The organism is uncultured Aquincola sp. (genome assembly GCF_964001545.1).
GTDB lineage: Bacteria > Pseudomonadota > Gammaproteobacteria > Burkholderiales > Burkholderiaceae_C > Aquincola.
Window position 1 is genome coordinate 1 of the sequence record NZ_CAXFDV010000580.1, and the last position, 9,470, is coordinate 9,470.

Sequence of the window (9,470 nt, forward strand, 5' to 3'; positions counted from 1 at the left end):
AGCAGGCACTGGTCCAGCGCGGCGCGCAGCTGCGCGAATTCGGCCTCGTCGTCGGCCGGGTCGGGCGACACCACGCGGCTGACCGCCTCGGCCAGCGTGGCGTCGTCGGCCAGCGCCACCCGCAGCACCGCCCAGGGGCGCGCGCCGTGGTCGTGCAGGTCGCGCTCCAGCCAGCGCAGCAGGTCGCCATGCACGCCGTCAAAGCCGTGCAGCAGGTCGAGGTCGTCGGGGGCCAGCTGGTCCCACCACTCGGCATGCGTGAGCAGCATGTGCACGATGCGGTCTTCGGGCCGGCGCGGCGCGCGCCGGGGCGCCAGCGGCGGCATCGGCGCTTGTTGGCGCCAGTCGCCACGGCCGCCGCCCTTGCCGCCGTACTTGCCCTGGAAGCGGCCGCCGCCGGCGCTGCGCTGGCGCCAGTCGCCACCGGGCCGGCCGCCCTGGCCGCCGCCGTAGCCACCACCGTAGCCGCCGCCACCCGCGTAGCCGGCCGGCGCGTCAGCCGCCGCGGCGGCGCCATAGCCGCCCAGCGCCGCATGGGCCGCGGCTTCGCCGCCGTCGTCTTCGTACACGTCGTGCCGGTGCTCCTGCCGGGCGCCACGGCCGCCATGGCCTTGCGGCGCCTGCGCCCACTGCGCGGCCAGCTCGGCATCGGGCAGGCCGGCCTGGCGGGCGATCTCGGCCAGCATCTGGCGCGTCAGCGCGCCGCCGGCCGGCAGGGCCGCCCACAGCGGCCGCGCCTGCGCCAGAAAGCGCGCGCGGCCTTCAGGCGTGGTGAGGTCGCAGCCCTCGGCGGCCACGTCCATCATCTGGCGCGACAGCGGCACCGCCTCGGTCACGCAGCGCTCGAAGGCCTCGGCGCCATGCTCGCGCACGTATGAGTCAGGGTCGTGCTCGGGCGGCAGGAACAAAAAGCGGATGCTGCGCGTATCGGTGGCAAAGGGCAGCGCGGCTTCCATCGCGCGGCCGGCGGCGCGGCGGCCGGCGGCGTCGCCGTCGAAGCTGAATACCACCGATTCGGTGAAGCGGAACAGCTTGCGCACATGCTCTTCGCCGCAGGCCGTGCCCAGCGTGGCCACGGCGTTCTCGAAGCCCAGCTGCGCCAAGGCCACCACGTCCATGTAGCCTTCGACCACCAGCGCATAGCCGCGGCCGCGCATCGAAGCGCGGGCCTCGAACAGCCCGTACAGCTCGCGGCCCTTGACGAACACCGGGGTTTCGGGCGAGTTGAGGTATTTGGGCTCGCCACGGTCCAGCACCCGGCCGCCGAAGCCGATGACCTCTCCCTGCACCGAGCGGATCGGGAACATCACCCGGTCGCGGAAGCGGTCGTAGCGCTTCTCGTCGGCGCCGCCTTCGGCTTCGTGCAGGATCACCAGGCCCGATTCGGCCAGCAGCGGGTCGTCGTAGCGCGGGAACACGCTGGACAGGTTGCGCCAGCCGTCGGGCGCATACCCCAGGCCGAAGCGGGCGGCGATCTCGCCGGTCAGGCCGCGGCCCTTGAGGTAGTCGATGGCGCGCGGGCTGGCGCGCAGCTGCTTGCGGTAGTGGTCGGCGGCGCGCGCCAGCACGTCGGTCAGGCTGGCCTGCTGCTCTTTCTGTCGGGCGGCCTGGGCGCGTTCTTCGGGGTTGCGTTCGTCGTCGGGCACCTGCAGGCCCACCTGCTGGGCCAGGTCGGCCACCGCCTCGCGGAAGCTGGCGCCGGTGTGCTCGGTGAAAAAACGCACCGCGTCGCCCGAGGCGCCGCAGCCGAAGCAGTAATAGAACTGCTTGCTGGGGCTGACCGAGAAGCTGGGCGACTTTTCGCCATGGAAGGGGCACAGCCCCATCAGGTTGGCGCCGGTCTTCTTGAGCTGCACATGCCGGCCGACGACGTCGACGATGTCGACGCGGGACAGCAGCTCCTGGATAAAACCGGCAGGGATCATGCCGCCAGTCTAGCGAGGCGGCATGCCCTCGGCGTCCGCCGGGACGGCGGTGAACAGGCCCCGGTAGCCCTTGACCCAGCCCAGCACCTCGGGCGCGCGCATCGGGCTGGCCACGCCGTGGCCCTGGCCGATGTCGCAGCCCATGTCGATCAGCAGCCGCGCCTGCGCGGGCAGCTCCACCCCCTCGGCCACCACGCTGCAGCCGAAGGTGCGGGCCAGGCCGATCACGCCTTCGACGATGGCCAGGTCCTGCCGGTCTTCCAGCATGTTGCGCACGAAGCTGCGGTCGATCTTGAGCACGTCCACCGGCAGCCGCTTGAGGTAGGTGAGGGTGGAGTAGCCGGTGCCGAAGTCGTCCAGCGAGAAGCGCACGCCCAGGCGGCGGCAGCGCTCCAGCAGGGCCGAGGTGTAGTCGATGTCGGCCAGCGCGGCGGTTTCCAGCACCTCCAGCTCCAGCCGCTCACCCAGCGGGCGGGCATGGCGGGCCAGCATCTCGGCCAGGCGCTGCGCGAAGTCGGCTTCCTGCAGGTGGCGGGCCGAAACGTTGACGCTGACCGAGAGGTCGAGCCCCTGGCGCTGCCAGCGGGCCAGCTGCTCCAGCGCCTGGCCCATCACCCAGTCGCCCACCCGGGCCGACAGGCCGGTGTGCTCGATCAGCGGCAGGAACTGCGCGGGCGAGATGACGCCGTGTTCGGGGTGGTTCCAGCGCAGCAGCGCTTCCATGCCCAGCACGGTGCCGCGGCGCATGTCCACCTTGGGCTGGTAGTACAGCTCCAGCTCGTGGTTGTCCAAGGCTTCCTGCACGCGGCCGATGGCCATCACGCGTTCTTCGGTGCGGCGGCTGTGCTCGGGGTCGAAGAAGCTGTAGCCGTTGCGGCCCGACTGCTTGGCGCCGTACATCGCGTGGTCGGCATGGCGCAGCAGGGTGTCGGCGTCGCTGCGGTCCAGCGGGTACACGGTGGCGCCGACGCTGGCGGTCACGGTCACCGGATCGGCGCCGGGCTGGATGGCGTAAGGCTGCGAGATCACGCGCAGCACCCGTTCTACCGCCAGCCGCGCTTCGTCCAGCGTGCCGGCGCGCAGCAGCAGCACGAATTCGTCGCCGCCGAGGCGGGCCGCCGCATCGGACCAGGCGGCATTGCTGCGCAGCGCGCCGCGCAGGCGGTGGGCCAGTTCCACCAGCAGGCGGTCGCCGGCGGCGTGGCCGTGGCGGTCGTTCACCGGCTTGAAGTGGTCGAGGTCGAGGTAACACACCGCCAGCAGCGTGCCTTCGCGGTCGGCCGCGGCCATGGCGTCGGCCAGCATCTGCGCCAGCCGGGCGCGGTTGGGCAGGCGGGTGAGTTCGTCGAACAGCGCCTGCCGCTCCAGCCGCTGGCGCTGCAGGTGCTGCTCGGTGATGTCGGAGATCACCAGCACGTGGTAGCGCGGCTGGCCGTCGGGGCCCAGCACGGCGGTGATGGTGACCTGCAGCGCGCAGGGGTCGCCGTTGCGGCGGCGGTCCACCACCTCGCCGCGCCAGGTGCCGGTGGCGCGCAGGCTGGCCCACATGCCGCCATGGGCGCCGGGGCTGGTCGCATCGCCGCTGGGCGTGCCGGCGCGGGCGGCGGCCAGCAGCGGCGGCACGGTGCCCAGCAGCTCGTGCCGCGAGACGCCCATGATCTGCGAGTAGGTGGGGTTGACGTCCAGCACCCGCAGGTCGGCGTCGGTGATCAGCAGGCCTTCGTGCAGGTGCTGGAACAGCCGGGCCGACAGGCGCTGGCGCTCTTCGTTGGCGCGGCGTTCGCCGATGTCGGTGGCGGTGACGATCATGCGCAGCGGCGCGCCGCGGTCGTCGCGCTCGGCCACCAGCACCTGCACCTGGAACCAGTTCCAGCCCTTGGCGGTGTGCAGCCGCAGGTCGCGGCGGTGGCTGTCGCGGCCCGGCTGCTGCAGCGCGCGCAGGTCGGCGGCTTCACGCTCGCGGTCGTCGGGGTGCACCAGGGCCAGCCAGGCCTGCTGGGGCGGCAGGCTGCTGGTCTGCGGGGTGGACGCGCCCAGCAACGCCTGCCAGCGCGGTGAGGTATGGCTGCGGCCGGTGGCCAGGTCCCAGTCGGCCACGCCCACGTCGGCCGCTTCCAGCGCCAGCCGCCAGCGGTGCTTGACGCGCCGAAGCTCGCCACTGCCCGCATGGGCGATGAGCACCAGCACGCCGCAGCAGCCCAGGTAACCCCACAGCAGCAGCAAGGCATGGCCGCGGTCGCCGCGGGCGCCGAAGGGGCCGTGGCCGGGCGCCAGCAGCACCACAGACGCCAGCGCCAGGGCCAGCAGCGCGCCCGACGACCAGCGCAGCGAATGCCGCGCGGCCAGGCAGGTCAGCAGCATGGGCGGCACGAACAGCAGCCAGGTCTGGGCGGCCGAAATCGGCGCCACCGCCAGCATCGCGGCCCCGCCCGCCAGCACGGCGGCGGCAGACAGCAGCAGCCGGCTGCCCAGGCCGTTGATCGTCGGCGGCCGGCGCTTGCGGCCATCGGCCAGCGTGAGCCAGGGCAGGCTGCCCAACAGGCCGCCCAGCGCCGCGCCCATGCTGCTGAGCAGCGCCATGGCCGAGGCCGACAGCCCGCCCGTCCGCGCGGCAGCGGCCAGGTCCAGCAGGCCATGGCCCAGCCCGGTGATGCAGGCGCTGCCCAACACGGCGGCCCCCAGCAACTGGGCATCGCGGGCGCCGGGCAGGCGGGGCTGGAAACGGCGTTGCTGCAGCCAGGCCGCGGCCAGCCAGGGCGCCGCGGCTTCCACCGCGGCGCACAGGGCCGACAGCACCAGGCTCTTGTCGGCCGCCAGATGGGCGGCCAGCAGGCCGGGCACGGCGGCCAGCGCCATCGCAGGCCCCCAGCGCAGGATGGCGCCCAGCACGAAGCCGGCCGGCAGCCACAGCAGCACGGCGCTGTCGTCCAGGCTGCCAAAGCGCAGCCCGACCCAGGCCAGCAGCGCGCTGGCCGCGCCGACCAGCAGGCCGCGGCGCCAGGTGCGCAGCCGTTGGCGCGCGGCCTCGGCACGGCGCGAGGGGCTGGTGGAGGGTGCGGCAGGCGGCAGCGCGCCGGCGGATTTGCCGGCCAATGCCATGGCGGGCGCGGCTGGGCGATCCAGCTCAGCGGCGGCCGAGTCGAAGGCGGCGGTCGACGGGGGGAGTGTGGGCGGTAGCGAGGACACGGAGCACTACGAGCAGCGCGTGCAACAGACAAACACGCGGCGGTGCGCGCTACCGGCATGCTAGGCGGTGGGGCGAGGGTCTTGCAACCTTGCGCCGACCGCGGGTCGGGCCGCCGGCGGCTCAACCGCCGGCCAGGGGCCCGCCAATCAGTTCAACCAATCGTGGGGGCGGGGGTCAGATGGCGAAATCGGACAGCTGCTTGCCTTCGGCCAGCGCGGCTTTCAGCCATTTGGGTTGCAGGCCGCGGCCGGACCAGGTTTCACCGGTGTCGCCATTGCGGTATTTGGCGGCCACCTTGCGCGGGGCGCCTCCTTCGCTGCCGCTGCTGCGGGCGGGCGTGGCGCGCTGGGAAAGGTCGGCCAGCGTCAGTCCATGCTCGCTCATGATGGACTTGACTTTGGCAATGGCGTTTGCCCGCTCTTCGCGCTGTGTTTCAGCGATCTGCTTTTCGAGCGAAGCTTTCTGGGCGAGAAGTTCTTGCAGGGTAGCCAATCGGGGTCTCCTCAGACAAAACGGGCACGGCGCGAATATATCATCGCGCCGTGCCCGGGAGAAGCTGGCTACGTAAAAAGCTTACTTGAAACCGACACGGTCCAGCATTTGCTGTACCTTGGTCTGGTTCATGCCCACCGCAACCACGTGGATGGTTTCAGACTTGAAGGTGCCCAGCGATTCCAGTGCCGGATTGGCCGGTTTCACGGTGGGCACTGCCGGCCATTCATTATTTCCGTTCGCGAAGTAGCTTTGCGCGGAGTCGCTGGACAGATACTCCAGGAACTTGACGGCGGCAGCGCGGTGCGGCGCGTATTTGGCCACGCCGGCACCGGCGATGTTGACGTGCGTGCCCCAGGTTTGCTGGTTGGGGAACACCACGCCCACTTTCTCGACCACCGACCGGTCTTCCGGGTTGTTCGAGCGCATCATCCGTGCGAAGTAGTAGCTGTTGCTCACGGCCACGTCGCATTCACCGCTGGCCACGGCCTTGATCTGGTCGGTATCGCCGCCCTTGGGGTCGCGCGCCAAGTTGTCCTTGACGCCCTTGAGCCAGGTCTCGGCCTTTTCGGCGCCCAGGTGTTCGACCATCGCACCAAACAACGACAGGTTGTAGGGATGCGAGCCGGAGCGGATGCAGATCTTGCCCTTGAATTTAGGGTCGGCCAGCGATTCGTAGGTGGCGACGTCTTCTTTCTTGACCTTGATCTTGTTGTAGATGATGACGCGGGCGCGGGTGGACATGCCGAACCACTGGCCGCCCTGGCCTTCGTCCTTGCCACGCAGGTTGGCGGGAATGCGGCTGTCGAGCGTGGCGCTCTTGACCGGCTGGAACAGGCCGTCCTGCTCGGCGCGCCACAGGCGGGCGGCGTCCACCAGCAGGATCACGTCGGCCGGGCTGCTGGCGCCTTCGCTCTTCAGGCGCGCCAGGATGCCGGCGTCGTCGCCGTCCACCCGGTTGATGCGGATGCCGGTTTCCTTGGTGAAGTTGCTGTAAAGCGCCTCGTCCGTCTGGTAGTGGCGGGCGGAATACAGGTTCAACACCTGTTCCTGGGCCTGCGCGGGCAGCTGCAGGGCCACCGCGGCGGTGGCCGCCAGGAACACTTTCGATAGGGACATGGGGCTCCTCAGCACAGTCTGTCTAGGGGGCCGCCAGTATAGGTCTTATCGAGAATGATTCGCGTTAATCAACCCTGCGCGCCGGGGGTTTGACCGGGCGTGGGCGGCACGTAGCCGGTGGGCTGCTCGGCGCCTTCGCCGAAGAAGAAGCGTTCCATCTGGCGCGCCAGGTATTGGCGGGCGCGCGCGTCGGCCAGATTGAGGCGGTTTTCATTGACCAGCATGGTCTGGTGCTTCTTCCAGGCCTCGAAGGCTTCCTTGCTGACGTTGTCGTAGATGCGCTTGCCCAGCTCGCCGGGATAGGGGGCGAACGACAAACCCTCGGCTTCCTTCTTGAGGTAGATGCATTGCACGGTGCGGGTCATGGGTTCTCCTGCGAATGGTTACTGAAGTTGCTTGACCAGCACTTGCGAGCGCCGGTCCCAGTTGTATTTGCGCTTGCGCGCCTCGGGCAGCCAATCTGGATCGACTGGCTGGAAACCGCGTTTGATGAACCAATGCATGGTGCGGGTGGTGAGCACGAAAATGCTGTTCAGGCCCATCGCGCGGGCGCGTTGCTCCACCCGCTTGAGGATGCGCTCGCCGTCGCCCTGGCTTTGCACCTGCGGGCTGATGGTGAGTGCGGCCATTTCCGCGGTGCCCGCTTCGGGATACGGATAGAGCGCCGCGCAACCGAAGATCACGCCGTCGTGCTCGATCACGGTGTAGTTGGCGATATCGCGTTCGATCGACGTGCGCTCGCGCCGCACCAGGGTGCCGTCGCGCTCGAAGGGTTCGATCAGCTGCAGGATGCCGCCGACGTCGTCGGCCGTGGCTTCACGCAGGCTCTCGAGTTTTTCGTCCACCACCATGGTGCCGATGCCATCGTGGGTGTAAACCTCCATCAGCAGCGCGCCGTCCTGGCTGTAGGGCAGGATGTGCGAGCGTTCCACGCCTTCACGGCAGGCCTTGACGCAGTGGCGCAGGTAAAAGCCGGGCTCGGTGGGTTTGGTGGCGGGTAAAACCGCCAGCAGTTTCTCGGCATCGGCCAGCGCCAGTTCGGTGTCGATGGCGCTTTCGGGGTCTTCCTGGTTTTCGCGGATGCCCGGCAGCTCGGTCATGAACATCAGCTTGTCGGCCTGCAAGGCGATGGCCGTGGACGTGGCCACGTCTTCCATCGTCAGATTGAAGGCTTCGCCGGTGGGCGAAAAACCGAAAGGCGACAGCAGCACCACGGCGCCGCTGTCGATGGTGCGGCGGATGGTGGTGGCGTCCACCTTGCGCACGATGCCGCTGTGGATGAAGTCCACGCCATCGACGATGCCGACCGGCCGCGCGGTCAGGAAGTTGCCCGAGACCACCCGCACCGTGGCATTGGCCATCGGGGTGTTGGGCAGGCCTTGCGAGAAGGCGGCCTCGATCTCGAAGCGCAGCTGGCCGGCGGCTTCCTGCGCCGCGTCCAGCGCCGGCGCGTCGGTGATGCGCAGGCCGTGGCTGAAGCGCTCGGGGTGGCCCTTGGCGCGCAGCTGTTCGCTCACCTGCGGCCGGAAGCCGTGCACCAGCACCAGCTTGATGCCCATGGCCTGCAGGATGGCCAGGTCCTGCACGAAGGCACTCAGCTTGCCCGCGGCAATGCCTTCGCCCGCCATCGCCACCACGAAGGTCTTGCCGCGGTAGGCATGGATGTAGGGCGCCACCGAGCGAAACCAGGGCACGAAGGTATGGGGGAAGATGAGGTTCATCGATGTACGGCAGCAGGGGCCGGGCATTGTGCCGCAGGGCCCCAGGGCATCGGCGGCTGCGGGCATGCCCGGTGCCGCGGCTGGCGATAATCCGCCCCCCGTGAATCCAGCCCCCACCCCTGCCGCCGGCGCCGCCGCGCTGGCCATCGACTTTCCCGAATCCCTGCCGGTCTCGGCCCGCCGCGATGAAATCGCGCGGCTGATTGCCGAGCACCAGGTGGTCATCGTCTGCGGCGAGACCGGCTCGGGCAAGACCACGCAGCTGCCCAAGATCGTGCTGGGGCTGGGCCGCGGCAAGGTCAACGGCGGCAAGCTCATCGGCCACACCCAGCCGCGCCGCATTGCCGCCAGCAGCGTGGCCAAGCGCATCGCCGAAGAGTTGAAGACGCCGCTGGGCGAGGTGGTGGGCTACAAGGTGCGCTTCCAGGACCGGCTGCAGCCGGGCGCCAGCGTCAAGCTGATGACCGACGGCATCCTGCTGGCGGAAACGCAGACCGACCCGCTGCTGCGCGCCTACGACACGTTGATCATCGACGAGGCGCACGAGCGCAGCCTCAACATCGACTTCCTGCTGGGCCACCTGCGGCAGATCCTGCCGCGCCGGCCCGACCTGAAGATCATCGTCACCTCGGCCACCATCGATGCGGAGCGGTTCGCCAACCACTTTGCGGGGAGAAATGGGCCCGCTCCGGTGATCATGGTCTCGGGCCGGCTGTTCCCGGTGGAGCAGCGCTGGCGGCCGTTCGAGGAAAGCCGTGAGTACGGCCTGAACGATGCCATCGTCGATGCGGTGGATGAGCTGTGGTCGGGCCGCATCGGCGGCGACATCCTCGTCTTCCTGCCCGGCGAGCGTGAGATCCGCGAGGCCGCCGACCACCTGCGCAAGCACCTGGCTCACCAGCCCGCACACCGGCATGCCGACATCCTGCCGCTGTTCGCGCGGCTGTCGCAGCAGGAGCAGGACCGGGTGTTTTCCACCGGCGGCGCGCCGCGCATCGTGCTGGCCACCAACGTGGCCGAAACCTC

General features: G+C 69.9%; 7 protein-coding genes. 1 reads left to right on the top strand and 6 read right to left on the bottom strand.

Annotated elements, in window-relative coordinates; all coding sequences use genetic code 11:
• The 6 genes from dnaG to argA form a co-directional block, all read right to left on the bottom strand.
• A partial coding sequence (dnaG, locus tag ABNT58_RS19975; RefSeq protein ID WP_348755172.1) for a DNA primase occupies positions 1–1,925 on the bottom strand: 1,925 nt, incomplete at its 3' end.
• Positions 1,926–1,934: 9 nt separating this feature from the next.
• The gene (locus tag ABNT58_RS19980; RefSeq protein WP_348755173.1) at positions 1,935–5,024 is read right to left on the bottom strand and encodes an EAL domain-containing protein; all 3,090 of its coding nucleotides are present in this window, start codon (positions 5,022–5,024) and stop codon (positions 1,935–1,937) included.
• A gap of 262 nt (positions 5,025–5,286) precedes the next feature.
• Entirely contained in the window at positions 5,287–5,604 is a 318-nt protein-coding gene (locus ABNT58_RS19985) for an H-NS histone family protein (protein WP_348755174.1), read from the bottom strand.
• 81 nt (positions 5,605–5,685) lie between these two features.
• On the bottom strand, positions 5,686–6,723 hold the full coding sequence (locus tag ABNT58_RS19990) for a Fe(3+) ABC transporter substrate-binding protein (protein WP_348755175.1): 1,038 nt from the start codon (positions 6,721–6,723) through the stop codon (positions 5,686–5,688).
• A gap of 68 nt (positions 6,724–6,791) precedes the next feature.
• A complete protein-coding gene (locus ABNT58_RS19995) occupies positions 6,792–7,088 on the bottom strand; it encodes an oxidative damage protection protein (protein ID WP_250196865.1) in 297 nt (98 codons plus the stop codon).
• An 18-nt stretch (positions 7,089–7,106) separates the two neighbouring features.
• Positions 7,107–8,444, bottom strand: a complete 1,338-nt coding sequence (gene argA, locus ABNT58_RS20000) for an amino-acid N-acetyltransferase (RefSeq protein ID WP_348755176.1) — start codon at positions 8,442–8,444, stop codon at positions 7,107–7,109.
• Between the two features lie 64 nt (positions 8,445–8,508).
• On the opposite strand from argA, the gene ABNT58_RS20005 reads away from it, so the two are divergent.
• On the top strand, positions 8,509–9,470 hold a 962-nt coding region (locus ABNT58_RS20005; RefSeq protein ID WP_348755177.1), incomplete at its 3' end, for a DEAD/DEAH box helicase.